Below are 16,808 nucleotides of genomic sequence, written 5' to 3'. Positions count from 1 at the left end.
CCGCCCCTGACGCATGTCTCAGGGGCGCGGGGTCGTGTCGATCAGCGGCTCCGCCGCGGGGCGCGAGAAGCCCCACCGGCCGCCACCCGGCAACGAAACAACTCAACGAACGGCGCTGGCCCTCAGGCGCTGGACCCCACTCGGTCCAGCGCCTCCAGCACATCCCGCGGCCGCCCACCGGAGGTCACCGCGGAGCCGATCCGCTCCCGTATCGCGGAGCGCACCGTGGGCCACGACTCAAGGCCCACCGGATGGAACTCCGCATCCGGCAACTGGCGCACGAAAGGCCACAGTTCGCGCTGCGAGCGGTCCTCGCCGAGCTCCTCCGAGTCGCTCACCGTCGCCGGCAGCGTGCCGGTGCCCGTCCCGTAGGTCCGCGCGGCCGGCGAGGAGAACAGGAACGTCAGGAACGTCTTGGCCTCCGCGCGGCGGCCGTTCGCCCTGAACGCCATCAGCCAGTCGTTGAGCCCGACCGGGGGAGCCGCCCCTTCGCCGTCCCGCTTGGGGAAGGCCGCGGTGGCGTACTTCAGGCCCGCCTGCCGGGCGGCGCCGAGCAGCACCGGGTGGGCGAGGAGCATGCCGACCTTCCCTTGGAGGAACTGCGCGTACGCCTGCGTCCTGGTGAGCTTCGCCGGGTCGGTGCCCGCGAGGCCCTCGCCGACGAGCCGGTCGCGCAGCCAGGTCAGGGTCGCCTCGTTCTCGGCGGAGACGAACGCGTAGCCGGTGGCCGAGGAGTAGCCGCCGTCGCCCGCGAGCAGCCAGGCGAGCAGTTCGTCCTCCGCGGCCTCGGGGCCGAAGGTGAGCGCGTAGGGCGTGGCGACGCCGATTCTCCGCAACGCCCGTGCGCAGGAGTGGAGTTCGTCCCAGGACGTGGGCGCCCCGCTCCGTCCGGCCTGCTCGAAGAGGGCCGCGTTGAAGAAGAGGCGCGGGGCGCTGGCCTGGGTGGGGATGCCGTACTGGACGGAGTCGACCTGTCCCGCGTCGGCGAACGAGTCGATGAAGTTCGCCTGCACGGGCACGTCGAAGAGCTCGCCGGCCGGGTAGAGCCTGCCGTCCTCGGCGTACGCCGCGAAGAAGTTGCCCTCGGAGATGTCGGGAGCGCGGCCGTCCTTGACCCGGCGGGCGAGCGTGGCGTCCAGCTTGAGGAAGGGGACGCGCTCCACCGCGACCCGGATGTCCGGGTGCTTCTCCTCGAACGCCTTCACCGCCGCGTCCCACCGGTCCTCGATGGAGGTGCCGACGGTGCCGTCGTAGCTCGCGAGCAGCAGGTTCAGGGTGACGGTGGCGTCGTCGGCGCCGCAGCCGCTCATCGCCAGGGTCCCCGCCCCGGTCAGACCCGCCGTCTGGAGAAGAAACCGCCGTCGACGCATCGCGCTTGCCCCGCTGTTCTGTTGTGGGTGGAACGGTCGCCCGCGATGGTGGCACATTTTGCCATGTGGGCATAATCTGACTCATCGGCAGGTGTGGCAACCCCAGCGAAGTGGAGCCCTGATGAACGACCTCACCGGCAAGACCGTCCTCGTCTCCGGCGGAGCCCGCGGTATCGGCGCCGAGATCGCCCGCCGTGTGGTGGCCGCGGGCGGCGCCGTCGTCATCGGTGACGTGCTCGACGACGAGGGCGGGGCGCTCGCCGCCGAACTGGGTGAGCGGGCGCGCTTCGTGCGGCTCGACGTGACCTCGGAAGAGGCGTGGCAGGCCGCCGTCGCCCACGCCGTCCAGGAGTTCGGCGGGGTGCACGGCCTCGTCAACAACGCCGGGATATCCACCGGTTCACCGCTGGAGGAGGAGAGCGTCGAGCACTTCCGCCAGGTCGTCGACATCAACCTGGTCGGCGTCTTCGCGGGCATGAGGACGGTCATCCCGGTGCTGCGGGAGGCGGGCGGCGGCTCCATCGTCAACATCTCGTCGGCCGCCGGTCTGATGGGGCTCGCGCTCACGTCCTCGTACGGGGCGTCGAAGTGGGCCGTGCGCGGCCTGACCAAGATCGCGGCGGTGGAGCAGGGCACGGCGAAGATCCGCGTGAACTCCGTGCACCCCGGCATGACGTACACCCCGATGACCGCCCGGCTCGGCATCCCGCGCGGTGACGGCGGCTACCCGGGCACCCCGATGGGCCGGGTCGGCGAGGCCGAGGAGATAGCGAGCGCCGTGGTGTTCCTGCTGTCGGACGACGCCGCGTACGTGACCGGCGCCGAACTGGCCGTGGACGGCGGCTGGACCACGGGGCCGACGGTGAGCAGTGTGCTGGGCCGATAGCGGCCGGGGCACTCACGACCGAGGCCCCCGAGGCCCCTGAGGCCTCTGAGTCCGATTGCGTCCGATTGCGCCCGGCCGGGCCGGATGGGGTCCGGTCGAGCCCGGTCGAGCCCCGTCGAGCCCGATCGAAGGGCCCGGCTCCCCGCCCCCGTGCGGAGAGCCGGGCCCTTCGGCATGTGCTGCGCAGGACCAATGCCCGTTTGTGTCTGTCCAGTGCCCGATCCTGTTTACTTTACGAGAGGGCGGCCGTAGCCTCGCAGGAGAGCAACAGATTCGGGCACACTCGAAGACGAGGGCACAGGTAGACGGACATGTACGCACCGGAGCGTCAGCAGGAGATCCTCCGTCTCGCGCGGGACGGCGGCCGGGTCGACGTGCTGTCCCTGGCCGAGGTCTTCCAGGTCACCGCGGAGACCGTCCGGCGCGACCTCAAGGCCCTGGACCGGGCCGGACTCGTCCGGCGCGTGCACGGCGGAGCCATCCCGGCCGGCCGCCTCGACTTCGAGCCCGACCTCGCCGAGCGCGAGTCCACCGCCGCCGACGAGAAGGACCGCATCGCCCGCGCCGCGCTCGCCGAGCTGCCGGCCGAGGGCAGCGTCGTCCTCGACGCAGGCTCGACGGTGGCCCGGCTCGCGGCCGAGCTGCCGCTGGAGTCCGAACTGACGGTCGTCACGCACTCGTTGCCCACCGCGGCCCGCCTCGCCGACCACCCCGGCATCCAGCTCCACCTGATCGGCGGCCGGGTCCGCCACCGCACCCGCGCCGCCGTCGACGCCTGGGCGCTGCGCGCGTACGGCGAGATCCGCGCGGACGTCGTCTTCCTCGCGGCCAACGGCTTCTCGGCCGAGGCCGGACTGACCACCCCCGACCTCGCCGAGGCCGCCGTCAAGCGCGTCGCCGTCGCCGCGGCCCGCCGGGTCGTGCTGCTCGCCGACTCCGGCAAGTACGGCCAGGAGCACTTCGCCCGGTTCGGCGACCTCACCGACGTGGACCTGCTGATCACGGACACCGGCCTCGACCCCGAGGACGCGGCCGCGATCGAGGCGGGCGGCACCGAGGTCGCCCGCGTATGAATCCCCGCACCCCAGCACTGGACACCGGCATGATCCTCACCGTCACCCCCAACCCCTCCCTCGACCGCACCTACGAGGTCCCCGGCCTCGACCGCGGTGAGGTGGTGCGCGCCAGGGGCGAGCGCATGGACCCGGGCGGCAAGGGCGTCAACGTCTCCCGGGCGGTGGCCGCCGCCGGCGCCCCCACCCTCGCGGTGCTGCCTCTGGGCGGGGCCCCCGGCGCCCTGGTCGCCGAGCTCCTCGACGGTCAGGGCATCGAGGTCGCCCCGGTCCCGGTCGCGGGCCACACCCGCTCGAACATCGCCCTCGCCGAGCCGGACGGCACGCTGACGAAGATCAACGCCCCGGGCCCCGAACTGACGCCGGGGGAAGCCGAGTCGCTGCTGGCCACGGTGGGGGAGAAGTCGGCGGGCGCCGACTGGATCGCCTGCTGCGGCAGCCTGCCGCGCGGCCTGGAACCCTCCTGGTACGCCGCCCTGGTGGCCCGCGCGCACGAGGCCGGCGCCCGGATCGCCCTCGACACCTCGGGCCCGGCACTGCTCGCCGCCCTGCGCGAGCGCCCCGACGTCGTCAAGCCCAACGCCGAGGAGCTCGCCGAGGCCGTCGGCCGCCCGCTCGCCACGATCGGTGACGCGGTCAAGGCGGCGGAGGAACTGCGGGAGTCGGGCGCGGCCGCCGTCCTCGCCTCGCTCGGCGCCGACGGCCAGCTCCTGGTCGACGCGTCCGGTACGTGGTTCGCGAGCGCCCCGGTCGACGCGGTACGCAGCAACGTCGGCGCCGGCGACTCGTCCCTGGCCGGATTCCTGATCGCGGGCGGCACCGGGCCGAAGGCCCTGGCCTCGGCGGTCGCCCACGGCGCGGCGGCCGTCCAGCTGCCGGGCAGTGCGATGCCGACCCCGGCGGACCTGAGGCCGGACGCGGTGGCGCTGACGGCGGAGGTTCCGCTGGACCGCGCCCTGACGGAACCGGTGACGTGATGGACCGCACCCGCCCCGCACCCGCCGGCCCCGCACCCGCCACCCCGGCACCCGCACCTGCCACCGAAGTAGCCACCCAGCAGACGTGTAGGCAAAGGAGCCCGCGATGACCACGGCCCAGATGATCACCGCGGACCTGGTCGATCTCGACCTGTCCGCAGAAACCAAGGACGCGGCGGCCCGTTCGCTGGCGCAGCGCATGGTGGCCCTCGGCCGGGTCACCGACCTCGACGGCTTCCTGGCCGACGTCGCGGCGCGGGAGGCCCAGATGCCGACCGGCCTCGACGGCGGCATCGGCATCCCGCACTGCCGCAGCGCCCACGTCACCGAACCCACCCTCGGGTTCGGCCGCGCGGCGCACGGCATCGACTTCGGCGCCCCGGACGGTCCGGCCGACCTGATCTTCCTCATCGCGGCACCCGCCGGAGCGGACGACGCGCACCTGACGATCCTGTCCTCCCTGGCCCGCCAGCTGATGGACGAGGACTTCAAGGCGGCACTGCGCGCGGCGACCGACGCGGAGCAGGCGGCGGCACTGATCCGCGGGGACGAGGAGGCTTCCCAGGAGGCGCCGGCCGCCCCCGATCGGGCCACGGAGGCCACGGAGGCCACGGAGGCCACGGCGGCCACGGCGGCGACAGAGGCGACGGCGGCGGCGACGGCCACGGCCACGTTCAAGATCGTCGCCGTCACCTCCTGCCCCACCGGCATCGCCCACACCTACATGGCGGCCGAGTCCCTGGAGAACACGGCTCGCGACACCGACGGGGTCGAGCTCGTCGTCGAGACCCAGGGCTCCGCCGGATTCACCCGCCTCGACCCTGCCGTCATCGCCGGGGCGGACGGCGTGATCTTCGCCCACGACGTCCCCGTACGCGAGAAGGAACGCTTCGCGGGGAAGCCGACGGTCGACGTCGGCGTGAAGGCCGGCATCAACCGCCCCGCCGAACTCATCGCGGAGGTACGGGAGAAGGCGGCCCGCGGCGAGATCACCGGACCTGCCGGAGGCGGAGAGATATCCACACCTGTGGACAACTCCGGGGAAGCTGGGGACGGTTACGGGACGAAGCTCCGCAAGTGGCTTATGTCAGGCGTCAGTTACATGGTGCCCTTCGTCGCCGCCGGTGGCCTGCTCATCGCGCTCGGTTTCGCGATCGGCGGCTACGAGATCACCGACGTCAAGGTGCAGACGCTGCTCAACAGCTTCGACTGGACCTCGTCGACGAGCTGGGCGGCGCTGCTCTTCTACACCGGCCAGGCGGCGTTCGCCTTCCTGGTCCCGGTCCTTGCCGGCTACATCGCGTACGGCATGGCGGACCGGCCGGGCCTCGTCCCCGGCTTCGTCGGCGGCTCGATCGCGCTGACCGTCAACGCGGGCTTCCTCGGCGGTCTCGCCGCCGGTCTCATCGCGGGCGGCGTCGTCATGGCCATCCAGAAGGTGAGGGTGCCGGCCGTGCTGCGGGGCATCATGCCGGTGGTCGTGATCCCGCTGCTCTCGTCGATCGCGGTCGGCTTCCTGATGTTCGTGGTGATCGGCAAGCCGATCGCCTCCCTCCAGAGCGGCCTGACGGACTGGCTCGACTCCCTCTCCGGCGCCAACGCCCTGCTGCTCGGCGCGCTGCTCGGCCTGATGATGTGCTTCGACCTGGGCGGCCCGCTCAACAAGGTCGCCTACGCCTTCGCGGTCGGCGGCCTCGCCGACCCCACCGACGGCTCGCTGAAGATCATGGCCGCCGTGATGGCCGCCGGCATGGTGCCGCCGCTGGCGATGGCCCTGGCCACCACCCTGCGCGGCAAGCTCTTCACCCGCTCCGAGCGGGAGAACGGCAAGGCGGCCTGGGTCCTCGGCGCCTCCTTCATCACGGAGGGCGCGATCCCGTTCGCCGCGGCGGACCCGCTGCGCGTCATCCCCGCGTCCATGGCGGGCGGCGCGGTCACCGGTGCCCTCTCGATGGTCTTCGGCTGCACCCTGCGCGCTCCGCACGGCGGCATCTTCGTGGTCCCGCTGATCGGCAACCCCTGGCTCTACCTGGTCGCGGTCGCGGCCGGAGTCTGCGTCTCGGCCGCGCTGGTGGTCGTACTGAAGGGGATGCGCAAGGAAGCGCCGAAGGGCGACGGGGCGGCGGCGGACACCGGTGCCTCGGCCCCCGCCGCCACGGAGACGAAGGTTCCGGCCGCGGTCTGAACCACCCCGCACGGAAGGCGAGTTCACAGCGGCCGCACAGGCGAAGTGTCCGATAGTGCGAACACTGCGAATACTGTGAGTACTGCGAACACTGTGAGTACTGCGAGATACGTCACGGTCCGGGACCAAAGTCCCGGACCGTGGTGTTCACTGGACCGCATGCCTGAGCACGTGTCGATCCTGCAGCAGATAGGCCTGGCGGTTCTCGTGATCGCCACGGTGGCCTGGGTAGTCGGTCTGGTCCGCCTGGTACGCGTCGTCGCCTTCGCCCCGCCGCGGCCGCCCCTGCCGCGCTCGCTGCCGCTGGGCGCGCTGCCCGGCCAGGCCAAGGCGCCGGCCGTGGAGTCGGTGCCGCTGACGGCCGACGAACAGGACGCGTTCGTCGGCCTCGTGCGGCAGTTCAGCCGGAGCTAGCGAGGCACTGATGGCGCGGCGCTCCGGCGGCCGCGCTCAGCGCCGGACGCGGGTGGCGGCCCGCCGCTCGATCGCGGCCCGCGCCGCCTCCTGCGTCGGATACACCTCGCACATGTGCCGGCCGTCCGGCGTCGCCGTGTGCTCGACCTCCCACAGGCTGATCTCGCAGCCGTCGCCCAGCAGGAACGCGTGCTCGTAGAGCGCGAATCCCGGGCTGATCCGGCGGCCGAACGCCTGCGTGATCTGGTGCGCGCACGCCTCCCGCAGCAGCCGCGCGGTACCGGGCCCCGGACGCGTCTCCACCTCCGGGTTCTCCGCGCGGCGCAGCAGTCGGCGGGCATGGTCGACGGAGCTGTCCGGGTCGGCCGGGCCGAAGGTGCGCCGGCGCGGCGGGACCGGCGGAAACTGGACACGGACGCCCGGTCCGACAACGTTCTCCCGACCTTCGGGAGCCAGGGACACCTCCAGGTCGAAGCCGGGGGCGGCCTCCGGGGCGAGCGGCAGCCGGCCGGTCGCCAGGTGCACCTCGTCCGCCGTGACGTAGACCTCGTGCTGGGTGACGCCGTCCCGGCCGGTGTTGTGCACCAGCTCCCAGAGCGTCAGCGCGCTGCCGTCGGCGAGCAGCCAGGTGTGCCGGTACGTCTCGCGGTGCAGACCCGCGCTGTGGTGCGCCGAGTGCAGCGAACTGTCGTACGCCAGCGCACAGTCGATCCCCTCCAGCGTCTCGTCCGGCAGCTCGAAGGAGTTGATCGAGCGGCCGAGCAGGAGCGCGAGCTGCTCCTCGGGTGACGTGTGAGACGGGGCGTCGTACGTAGGACCGGACTCGTAGTCGTACGGAACGCTCAAGACACCTCCCGGCATCGCTGCTTGTCACCTAGTGGGTGCATACCGTAGCGCTTCGGTCGGACATCGTGTCCCTGAAATCGCAAACGGGGAAAGGGAATTGGCAGGTTCCCTGAACAACGCGCGGGCCGCCCGGGAGGTTCCCGTGCGGCCGGCCGTTCGCGGAGGGGCTCAGGAGGTGCCGCCCGCCGTCCACTGACTCCACGACATGTTCCAGCCGTTGAGGCCGTTGTCCGGGGAGATCGTCTTGTCGGGGGAGTTCTTCACGACGACGACGTCACCGACGAGCGAGCTGTCGTAGAACCACTTGGCGGTGGTGTCGCCGCCCGCACCCTTGACGTCCCGCATGCCGACGCAGCCGTGGCTGGTGCCCTGCGCGCCGAAGATCGACGGCGAGCTCCAGTAGTTGCCGTGGATGAACGTGCCCGACTGCGACAGCCGCATCGCGTGCGGCACGTCCGCGATGTCGTACTCGCCGCCGAAGCCGACCGTGTCGCCGTTCATGCGGGTCTGCACGAACTTCTCGGAGATCACCATCTGGCCGTTGTAGGTGGGGTGCTGGGCGCTGCCGGTGGAGACCGGGACCGTCTTGACCGTCTGCCCGTCGCGCACCACGGTCATCTTCTGCGTGCTCACGTCGACGGTGGAGACCTGCGCGCGGCCGACGGTGAAGGTGACCGTCTTGTGCTGCACGCCGTGGACCCCGTTCGCCCCCTCGACGCCGTCGAGGTCGATCTTCATGGTGACCTTGGAACCGGCCTTCCAGTACTCCTCGGGCCGGAAGTCGAGCCGCTGCGCGCCGAACCAGTGGCCGGCGACCTGCTGCCCGCTGCTGGACGTCACCTTGATGTGCTTCTGCACGTCCTTCTGGTTCGTGATCGCCTTGTCGAACGTGAACGAGACCGGCATCCCGACGCCGACCGTCGTGCCGTTGTCCGGCGTGTACGTGCCGATGAAGCTGTTCGCCGTGGTGACCGTCGTGAAGATGGAGTTGGCGGCCGCCGTGTGCCCGTCGGAGTCCTCGGCCCTCGCGGAGATCCGGTACTTGGTGCCGCGCTCCAGCTGCTCCTTCGGCTTCCAGGACGCGCCGTTCGCGGCGATGGCGCCGGCGACCTGCTTGCCGCCGGCCTCCTCCGTCATCTTCACGTCGGTGAGCTTGCCGTCGGCGACCTTCACCCCGGTCGCGTTGATGGACGCGCCGGTGGCGCCGTCCTTGGCGGAGATGGTGATCCGCGGGGCGTCCTCGCCGCCCCCGCCCTTCTTGCCGTCCGCGGTGGCGCTGCCGCCGCAGGCCGTGAGGGTCAGCGCGCCGAGGGCGAGGGCGGCCCCGGCGGCGGCTATGTTCTGCCTTCTCACGGTCTGCTCCTTCTGTTGCTTCTGTACCTGATGGAGTGGTGTTGCCGGTGTTTTCTCCGGTACGAGGAGAGAGCGCGAGAAGGTCGGAGGAGTTCCTTCCGTTTGCTGTGAAGGCAGCCACAGGGACAGTTCTGTTACGAAGCCGCCCTCCTGTGGCCCGCCCTGTTACGAACGCGGGGGCGCGGCCTGCGCTCCGTACAGGTCGCTGTACGCGAGGTGGGCCCCGGCCGGGGTGCGCACCGACTCCGCCGCGCGCACGGCCCGCACGATCGCCCGGGTCACCAGATCGGCGCCCGCCGCCAGGATCTCGTTCAGGGCCAGGGGGTCCGTGGGGTCCAGCGGCCGCGCGCCGGTGGCGAGGGCGAAGACCGTGTCGCCGTCGTTGAGCAGATGCACGGGCCGCACCGCGCGTGCGATGCCGTCGTGCGCGGTGCCCGCGACCTTCTGCGCCTGGGAGCGGGTGAGGTCGGCGTCGGTGGCGACGACGGCGAGGGTGGTGTTCAGCGGGGGTGTGGCGGGTGCCGCGGGCGTGGCCGATGTGCCGGGTGCGCTTGAGGTGGCAGGTGTGTCTGGCATACCTGATGTGCCTGATGTGCCTGATGTGCCTGATGTGCCTGGTGTGGCGCCCGGGATGGCGGCGAGCGGCGACGAACCGTACACGTCTACCTCCGCGAGCCTCCTGCGCGCGGCCTCGTGCGCCTCGGGCGACGGGTACGCCACCGGCCCGCGCCCCGCGAAGAAGTCCCCGTACAGCGCCCCGGTCGACAGGTCCACCGGTGAGCCCACCGCGTTCGCGACGACCAGCGCGCCGACCGTGATCCCGGAGTCGAGCACGGCGGACGCGGTGCCGACACCGCCCTTCAGGCCGCCGACACGGGCGCCGGTGCCCGCCCCCACGTTGCCCTCCTCGACGGGCGAGCCCAGCTCGGTCGCCGCCGCGGCCTCCACCGCGGCGCGGCCCGTGGCGGCGTCGGGCCTGGCCCGCCAGTCGCCGCCCCGGCCGAGGTCGAACAGACAGGCCGCCGGGACCACGGGCACGACCTGCCCGGGACCGCCCACCGGCACCCCGCGCCCCTGCTCCTCCAGCCACGCCACCACCCCCGACGCCGCGTCGAGCCCGAACGCGCTGCCGCCGGTCAGCGTGACCGCCTCGATCCGCTGCACCAGATTGCGCGGGTCGAGCGCGTCGGTCTCCCGGGTGCCGGGCCCACCGCCCCGCACGTCGACGGCGGTGACCGCGCCGCCCTCGGGGGCGAGCACGACCGTGGTCCCGGTCAGGAAGCCGTCCCCGGCGCGGGTGGCATGGCCCACCCGCAGCCCCGGAACGTCGGTGAGGGCATCACGAAAGGTCGTCATGTACCCATGCCTAACACGGCAGTTGCCCCGGGGGCCCGGGTGACGGCCCGGGGCGCCGCCCCGGCCGCCCCTCATGGCGCCGTGCCGCGCCCTGCCTCACCTCTCTCTAGGCCACGCGCTCCGCCCGTCCCGCCCGCGCCGCCCGTGCCGACAAGGTCGTCCCCGTCGCCACCGTCAGCGTCGCCACGATCCCCGCCGCGAGCACCGCCCAGTGCCCGGCGAACGTACAGCCGAGCACCACCAACGCACTGACCGGCAACGTCAGTTGCTGCGCCGCCCCCTCCTTGAAGTACCGCGCGTGCAACGCCCACACCATCAGCAGGAACACCGCCGCCGGGACCGTCACGGCAGCCGCCGCCGCGGTCGTCGACAGATGTGCCTCGCCGACCGCCTGCTCGACGGCGACCTCGATGCCCGCCCCGATCGCCGCCGCCGAAGCGAAGATCAAGTAGTGGCCGTATCCCCACACGAACGCCTGCCGGTTGCTGCGCAGCCGGTCGTGGATCGGCACCGCGAAGTAGATCCACCACGCCGCGAAGACCAGGAGCAGGCCGCCGGCCGCGATCGGCAACAGCTCGCCCAGCGCGTCGTGTTCCTCGACGCCCGACTTCACCGCGATCGTCGCCGCGGAGATCGTCTCGCCGAGCACGATGATCGTGAACAGGCCGTACCGCTCGGCGATGTGGTGCGGGTGCCACGACGTCTGCCGGTTCCGCTCGGCGAACAGCGGCACACACATCTCCAGGAGCGCCATCGCCAGGAACACCAGGTCCTGCGCCACCCCGCCCGGCGCGAACATCAGCCCCAGCCAGCCGATCTGGCACACCAGGATCCCGCCCGCGTACCGCAGCGCGACCGTCCGCTCCGCCCCGCCGCTCGCCCGCGCGGCCCGCAGCCAGTGCGCCGCCATGGCGAGCCGCATGACGAGATAGCCCAGCCACACGACGGTGAAGTCGTCGTCCTCGAAGGCCCGGGACACCCCCGCCGCGAGGACCAGTACGCCCGCGATCTGCACGAGCGTGACGACCCGGTAGATCACGTCGTCGTTGTCGTAGGCGGAGGCGAACCAGGTGAAGTTCATCCACGCCCACCAGATCGCGAAGAAGACCCGCGCGTAGCTGATCACCCCGTCGCCCGTGTGCCCCTGCGCGACGGCGTGCACGAGCTCGACCCCGCCCTGCGCCACCGCCACGACGAAGCACAGGTCGAAGAACAACTCGAGCGGCGACGCGGCCCGGTGCTCCTCGTTCCGCCCTCGCTCCACCATGCGGCGGACGGGAGAACGCTGATGTGAACCCGAGGGCGGGTGGGGCGTGTCTGGCGTGGACGTCATGCGCCCAGGACAGCAGATCCGGCGGCGGAACCGGTGGCGGCACGGGCGGACCGGGGGACCTTGGTCGCCCCGCGCGCCGTACTTTCGGGGCGCACAAGCGCCGACCAAGTCCCCTTACGCCGCCCATATCCCGGCGGGACGCTTGACGAGCAAGGAATGTCAGGAACCCCCTCCTCACCCCCGGGAACACGTCATGAGTCCTGCTGTCAGGGACGCCGCCGAGGTCGACGACGTCACTTCTTCCTACGACCCCCGGCAGTACCGCCCGGGCCGTTCCATCTCCGACTGGGAACCCGAGAACGAGCTCTTCTGGAAGTCCATCGGCAAGCGGGTCGCCACCCGCAACCTGTGGATCGCCGTCCCCGCCCTGCTCGTGGCGTTCGTGGTGTGGCAGGTGTGGAGCGTCACCGCGACGAACCTGACGGACGTCGGCTTCTCCTACAGCACCTCCCAGCTGTTCTGGCTGACCGCGGTGCCCGGCCTCACCGGCGGCACGGCGCGGATCTTCTACACCTTCCTCGGCCCGCGCATCGGCCAGCGCCGCTTCACCGCGCTGTCCACGCTGGTCCTGGTGGTCCCGCTGCTCTGGCTCGGCTTCGCCGTCCAGGACACCTCCACGCCCTACGCCGTGATGGTCGCCATCGCCGCGCTGTGCGGCATCGGCGGTGCCAACTTCGCCTCCTCCCTGGCCAACATCGGCTTCTTCTTCCCCAAGCGCGAGAAGGGCAGCGCCACCGGCATCAACGGCGGCCTCGGCAACCTCGGCGTCTCCGTCGTCCAGCTGCTCACCCCGATCGTCATCACGAGTTCGGTCCTCGCGGTCGGCTCCGCCCAGCACAAGGCCGACGGCACCCCCGTCTATCTGCAGAACGCCGCGTTCCTGTGGGTCCCCGTCCTGCTGGTCCTGGCCGTGATCGCCTGGTTCGGCCAGAACGACCTCAAGGTCGCCTCCACCCCCTTCAAGCAGCAGAAGGTCATCTTCAAGCGCAAGCACAACTGGCTGATGACCTGGCTGTACGTGGGCACCTTCGGCTCCTTCATCGGCTTCGCGGCCGCCCTGCCGATGCTCATCAAGACCACGTGGACCCCGATCGACGCGGCGTACACGGCCGCCACCTATGCCTGGATCGGCCCGGCCATCGGTGCCCTCGCCCGCTGGGGCGGCGGCTGGATCGCCGACAAGTGGGGCGGCGCCCGCGTCACCATCGTCTCGTTCGTCGGCATGGCCGCCGCGATCATCGGCGTCATCGGCTTCATGCCCTCGAACGGTGCCGGCGGCTCCTTCTGGGGCTTCCTCATCTGCTTCTACCTGGCGTTCTTCTTCAGCGGCATCGGCAACGGCTCGACCTTCCGCCAGATCCCGGTGATCTTCCGGGGACAGCACCTGAAGGGCCTGACCGAGGGCACGCCGGAGTACACGAAGGCGCTGAAGCAGTCGGAGATGGAGTCCGGCGCCGTCACCGGATTCACCTCGGCGATCGCCGCGTACGGCTTCTTCTTCATCCCCGCGATGTTCGCGAACTTCGCGGTGACCAGCGCCCTGTGGTGCTTCGTCGGCTTCTACGCCACCTGCGTCGTCGTCTGCTGGTGGTTCTATGCCCGCAAGGGCGCCGAGTCCCCGAGCTGATTTTTTTCGGAATTTCTTGTGAATGCGTTCACAAGTGAACTTGGGTCGAAAGTCCCGAAGAAAACCCCAGGTCACATGGGGAAAGCCCGTCGAGGGCGGTCCGAAAGTGGGTCCTTTGGTCCCGAAATCAGGACCAATGCGGCCCGCCGGACCGCCCTCACGGGAGTCCAATGAATATGCAGCAAAGAACGCAGCGAACCGGTCGAAGAGATGGGGAAGGTGCCGCAGATGACTGCCACTCCCGCAGAAAAGACGACGCTCGGCGAGGCCTGGGACGGCTTCAAGGGAGGCCTGTGGCGCGACTCCGTCGACGTCCGCGACTTCGTCCAGCAGAACTACACCCCCTACGAGGGCGACGGCTCCTTCCTCGCGGGCCCCACCGAGCGCACCACCGCCGTGTGGGACAAGCTCCTCGGCATGTTCCCGGCGGAGATCGAGCGCGGCGTCTACGACGTGGACGTGAAGACCCCGTCCCGCATCGACGCCTTCAAGCCCGGCTACATCGACGGCACCCCCGCCGACCACCAGGACCTCATCGTCGGCCTCCAGACCGACGGCGCCCTCAAGCGCGCGATCATGCCGAACGGCGGCTGGCGGATGGTCGAGGGCGCCCTCAACGCCTACGGCTACGAGGCCGACCCCGAGGTCCGCGACATCTACACCCACCTCCGCAAGACCCACAACGAAGGCGTCTTCGACGCGTACACCCCCGAGATCCGCGCCTGCCGCTCCTCCGGCATCATCACCGGCCTGCCCGACGCCTACGGCCGCGGCCGGATCATCGGCGACTACCGCCGCGTCGCCCTCTACGGCGTCGACCGGCTCATCGCCGCCAAGCAGGCCGACAAGGACAAGCTCGCCGCCGAGTGGCCCACCGAGCACGTCATCCGGGACCGCGAGGAGATCTCCGAGCAGATCAAGGCCCTCAACGAGCTCAAGTCGATGGCCATGGCGTACGGCTACGACATCTCCGGCCCGGCCCGCACCGGCCGCGAGGCCGTCCAGTGGCTGTACTTCGCCTACCTCGCCGCCGTGAAGGAGCAGAACGGCGCGGCCATGTCGATCGGCCGCATCGACAACTTCCTCGACATCTACCTCCAGCGCGACATCGAGGCCGGCCGCATCACCGAGGCCGAGGCCCAGGAGTTCATCGACGACTTCGTCATCAAGCTCCGCATCGTCCGCTTCCTGCGCACCCCCGAGTACAACGACCTGTACTCCGGCGACCCGACCTGGGTCACCTGGTCGATGGCCGGCATCGGCGAGGACGGCCGCCCGCTCGTCTCGCGCACCACCTTCCGCGCCCTGCAGACCCTCTACAACCTCGGCCCGGCCCCCGAGCCGAACCTGACGGTCTTCTGGTCGCGTGAACTCCCCAAGGGATTCAAGGACTTCGCCTCGCAGGTCGCGATCGACACGTCGGCCATCCAGTTCGAGTCCGACGAGCTGATGCGCCCCAAGTACGGCGACGACACCGCGATCGCCTGCTGCGTCTCCGCGATGGCCGTCGGCAAGCAGATGCAGTTCTTCGGCGCCCGCGTGAACGTCGCCAAGGCCCTCCTCTACGCGATCAACGGCGGCCGCGACGAGAAGTCCGGCAAGCTCGTCGTCGAGGGCTTCGAGCCCATCGAGAGCGAGTACCTCGACTACGAGACCGTCGCCCGGCAGTACGAGGACATGCTCGGCTGGCTCGCGAAGACGTACGTGCACGCGCTCAACGTCATCCACTACATGCACGACAAGTACGCCTACGAGCGCATCGAGATGGCCCTGCACGACCAGGACATCCTGCGCACCATGGCCTGCGGCATCGCGGGCCTCTCGGTCGCCGCCGACTCCCTCTCGGCCATCAAGCACGCGAAGGTCAAGGTCGTCCGCGACGAGACCGGCCTCGCCGTCGACTACGAGATCGAGGGCGACTACCCGGCCTATGGCAACAACGACGACCGCGCGGACAGCATCGCCAAGGGCATCGTCCACCACTTCATGGAGCAGATCCGCAAGCACCCGACCTACCGCGACGCGGTGCACACGCAGTCCGTGCTGACCATCACCTCGAACGTCGTCTACGGCAAGAAGACCGGCAACACCCCGGACGGCCGCCGCGCCGGCGCCCCGTTCGCCCCCGGCGCCAACCCGATGAACGGGCGCGACGAGCACGGCTACATCGCCTCCGCCCTGTCGGTCGCGAAGCTGCCCTACGACGACGCCGAGGACGGCATCTCGCTGACCAACACGATCACCCCGGACGCGCTCGGCCGCACCGCCACCGAGCGGATCGGCAACCTCTCCGGCGTGCTCGACGGCTTCATGGCCAGCGACGGCTTCCACATGAACGTCAACGTCCTGAACAAGGCGACCCTCGAGGACGCCATGGAACACCCGGAGAACTACCCCCAGTTGACCATCCGGGTCTCCGGCTACGCGGTCAACTTCGTCCGCCTGACGCGCGAGCAGCAGCTGGACGTCATCAACCGCACCTTCCACGGCTCCCTGTGAGCCGGTCCGCCTGACCGAGTCGGCCCGAGGACCGTACGGAGGAACGTCATGACCGTCATGCTCACCCAGAACCTCACCGCGAACGACGCGCTCACCCCGGCCGCCGCCGCGACGCACCGCCCCACCGAGGGCTCGGTGCACTCCTGGGACCTGTCGACCGGTGTCGACGGGCCGGGCACACGGTTCGTGACGTTCCTCTCGGGCTGCCCGCTGACCTGCCTGTACTGCCACAACCCCGACACCTGGCGGATGCGCAACGGCAAGCGCACCTCGGCCGACGCGATCGTCGCGGAAGCCGCCAAGTACACCCGGTTCATCGAGGCCGCCGGCGGCGGCGCCACCATCAGCGGCGGCGAGCCGCTCCTCCAGCCCGTCTTCGCCGGTGAACTGCTGCACCGCTTCAAGCACGAACTGGGCCTGCACACCGCCCTGGACACGTCGGGCTTCCTCGGCGTGCGTGCCACCGACGCCCTGCTGCGCGATGTGGACCTGGTCCTGCTCGACATCAAGTCCTGGGACCGCGACACCTACAAGAAGGTCACCGGCCGCCCCCTGCGGCCCACCCTCGACTTCGCGCACCGCCTGGCCGACCTCGGCAAGAACGTCTGGGTGCGCTTCGTGCTGGTGCCCGGCCTGACCGACGATCCCGCCAACATCGAGGGCGTCGCCGCCTTCGCCGCGTCCCTCGGCAATGTCTCCCGGGTCGACGTGCTGCCCTTCCACAAGCTCGGCGAGGCGAAGTGGGAGGCGCTCGGCAAGACCTTCACGCTGCACGACACCCCCTCGCCCGGCCCCGAGCAGGTAGCCGCCGCGAAGGCGATCTTCGAGGCCCACGGCCTCACCGCGGTCTGAGCCCCTGCCCGATCGGCGGCCCGGGCCGTGGCCCGGG

Annotated in this window: 13 protein-coding genes; 8 read left to right on the top strand and 5 right to left on the bottom strand. The window is 71.0% G+C overall.

The window, feature by feature from the left end; translation table 11 throughout:
- Positions 1-122: 122 nt before the first annotated feature.
- Positions 123-1,310: an ABC transporter substrate-binding protein gene (locus B072_RS0110555; RefSeq protein ID WP_018529906.1), complete on the bottom strand. Its 1,188-nt coding sequence runs from the start codon at positions 1,308-1,310 to the stop codon at positions 123-125.
- Positions 1,311-1,491: 181 nt separating this feature from the next.
- Here B072_RS0110555 and B072_RS0110550 point away from each other — a divergent pair, with 181 nt between their 5' ends.
- The 5 genes from B072_RS0110550 (at position 1,492) to B072_RS0110530 (ending at position 6,905) form a co-directional block, all read left to right on the top strand.
- The gene (locus tag B072_RS0110550) at positions 1,492-2,256 is read left to right on the top strand and encodes a glucose 1-dehydrogenase (protein WP_018529905.1); all 765 of its coding nucleotides are present in this window, start codon (positions 1,492-1,494) and stop codon (positions 2,254-2,256) included.
- A 311-nt stretch (positions 2,257-2,567) separates the two neighbouring features.
- Positions 2,568-3,329 (top strand): DeoR/GlpR family DNA-binding transcription regulator, encoded by a 762-nt coding sequence (locus B072_RS0110545; protein ID WP_018529904.1) that lies wholly within the window; start codon positions 2,568-2,570, stop codon positions 3,327-3,329.
- A gap of 29 nt (positions 3,330-3,358) precedes the next feature.
- Complete coding sequence (pfkB, locus tag B072_RS0110540) at positions 3,359-4,306, top strand: 1-phosphofructokinase (RefSeq protein WP_018529903.1); 948 nt, start codon at positions 3,359-3,361, stop codon at positions 4,304-4,306.
- Between the two features lie 106 nt (positions 4,307-4,412).
- The gene (locus B072_RS0110535; RefSeq protein ID WP_018529902.1) at positions 4,413-6,491 is read left to right on the top strand and encodes a PTS fructose transporter subunit IIABC; all 2,079 of its coding nucleotides are present in this window, start codon (positions 4,413-4,415) and stop codon (positions 6,489-6,491) included.
- 159 nt (positions 6,492-6,650) lie between these two features.
- A complete protein-coding gene (locus B072_RS0110530) occupies positions 6,651-6,905 on the top strand; it encodes a hypothetical protein (protein WP_018529901.1) in 255 nt (84 codons plus the stop codon).
- Between the two features lie 36 nt (positions 6,906-6,941).
- Here the strand turns inward: B072_RS0110530 and B072_RS0110525 are convergent, their stop codons facing one another.
- From B072_RS0110525 to B072_RS0110510, 4 genes are all read right to left on the bottom strand, one after another.
- The gene (locus B072_RS0110525) at positions 6,942-7,751 is read right to left on the bottom strand and encodes a DUF6227 family protein (protein WP_018529900.1); all 810 of its coding nucleotides are present in this window, start codon (positions 7,749-7,751) and stop codon (positions 6,942-6,944) included.
- Positions 7,752-7,919: 168 nt separating this feature from the next.
- Positions 7,920-9,104 (bottom strand): L,D-transpeptidase, encoded by a 1,185-nt coding sequence (locus tag B072_RS0110520; RefSeq protein ID WP_018529899.1) that lies wholly within the window; start codon positions 9,102-9,104, stop codon positions 7,920-7,922.
- Positions 9,105-9,269: 165 nt separating this feature from the next.
- On the bottom strand, positions 9,270-10,460 hold the full coding sequence (locus tag B072_RS0110515) for a P1 family peptidase (protein WP_026245667.1): 1,191 nt from the start codon (positions 10,458-10,460) through the stop codon (positions 9,270-9,272).
- A gap of 106 nt (positions 10,461-10,566) precedes the next feature.
- On the bottom strand, positions 10,567-11,793 hold the full coding sequence (locus tag B072_RS0110510; RefSeq protein ID WP_026245666.1) for a low temperature requirement protein A: 1,227 nt from the start codon (positions 11,791-11,793) through the stop codon (positions 10,567-10,569).
- Positions 11,794-11,986: 193 nt separating this feature from the next.
- Here B072_RS0110510 and B072_RS0110505 point away from each other — a divergent pair, with 193 nt between their 5' ends.
- The 3 genes from B072_RS0110505 (at position 11,987) to pflA (ending at position 16,771) form a co-directional block, all read left to right on the top strand.
- Positions 11,987-13,420 carry a NarK family nitrate/nitrite MFS transporter gene (locus B072_RS0110505; protein WP_018529896.1) on the top strand — a complete coding sequence of 478 codons (1,434 nt, stop codon included), beginning with the start codon at positions 11,987-11,989 and terminating at the stop codon, positions 13,418-13,420.
- A 228-nt stretch (positions 13,421-13,648) separates the two neighbouring features.
- Positions 13,649-15,919, top strand: a complete 2,271-nt coding sequence (pflB, locus tag B072_RS0110500) for a formate C-acetyltransferase (RefSeq protein ID WP_026245665.1) — start codon at positions 13,649-13,651, stop codon at positions 15,917-15,919.
- A 48-nt stretch (positions 15,920-15,967) separates the two neighbouring features.
- A complete protein-coding gene (gene pflA / locus B072_RS0110495) occupies positions 15,968-16,771 on the top strand; it encodes a pyruvate formate-lyase-activating protein (RefSeq protein ID WP_018529894.1) in 804 nt (267 codons plus the stop codon).
- The last annotated feature ends 37 nt before the right edge of the window (positions 16,772-16,808 follow it).

The organism is Streptomyces sp. HmicA12, from assembly GCF_000373565.1.
Taxonomy (GTDB): domain Bacteria; phylum Actinomycetota; class Actinomycetes; order Streptomycetales; family Streptomycetaceae; genus Streptomyces.
Note: the sequence above shows the minus strand (reverse complement) of the source record. Positions and strands in the feature narration are given on the sequence as shown.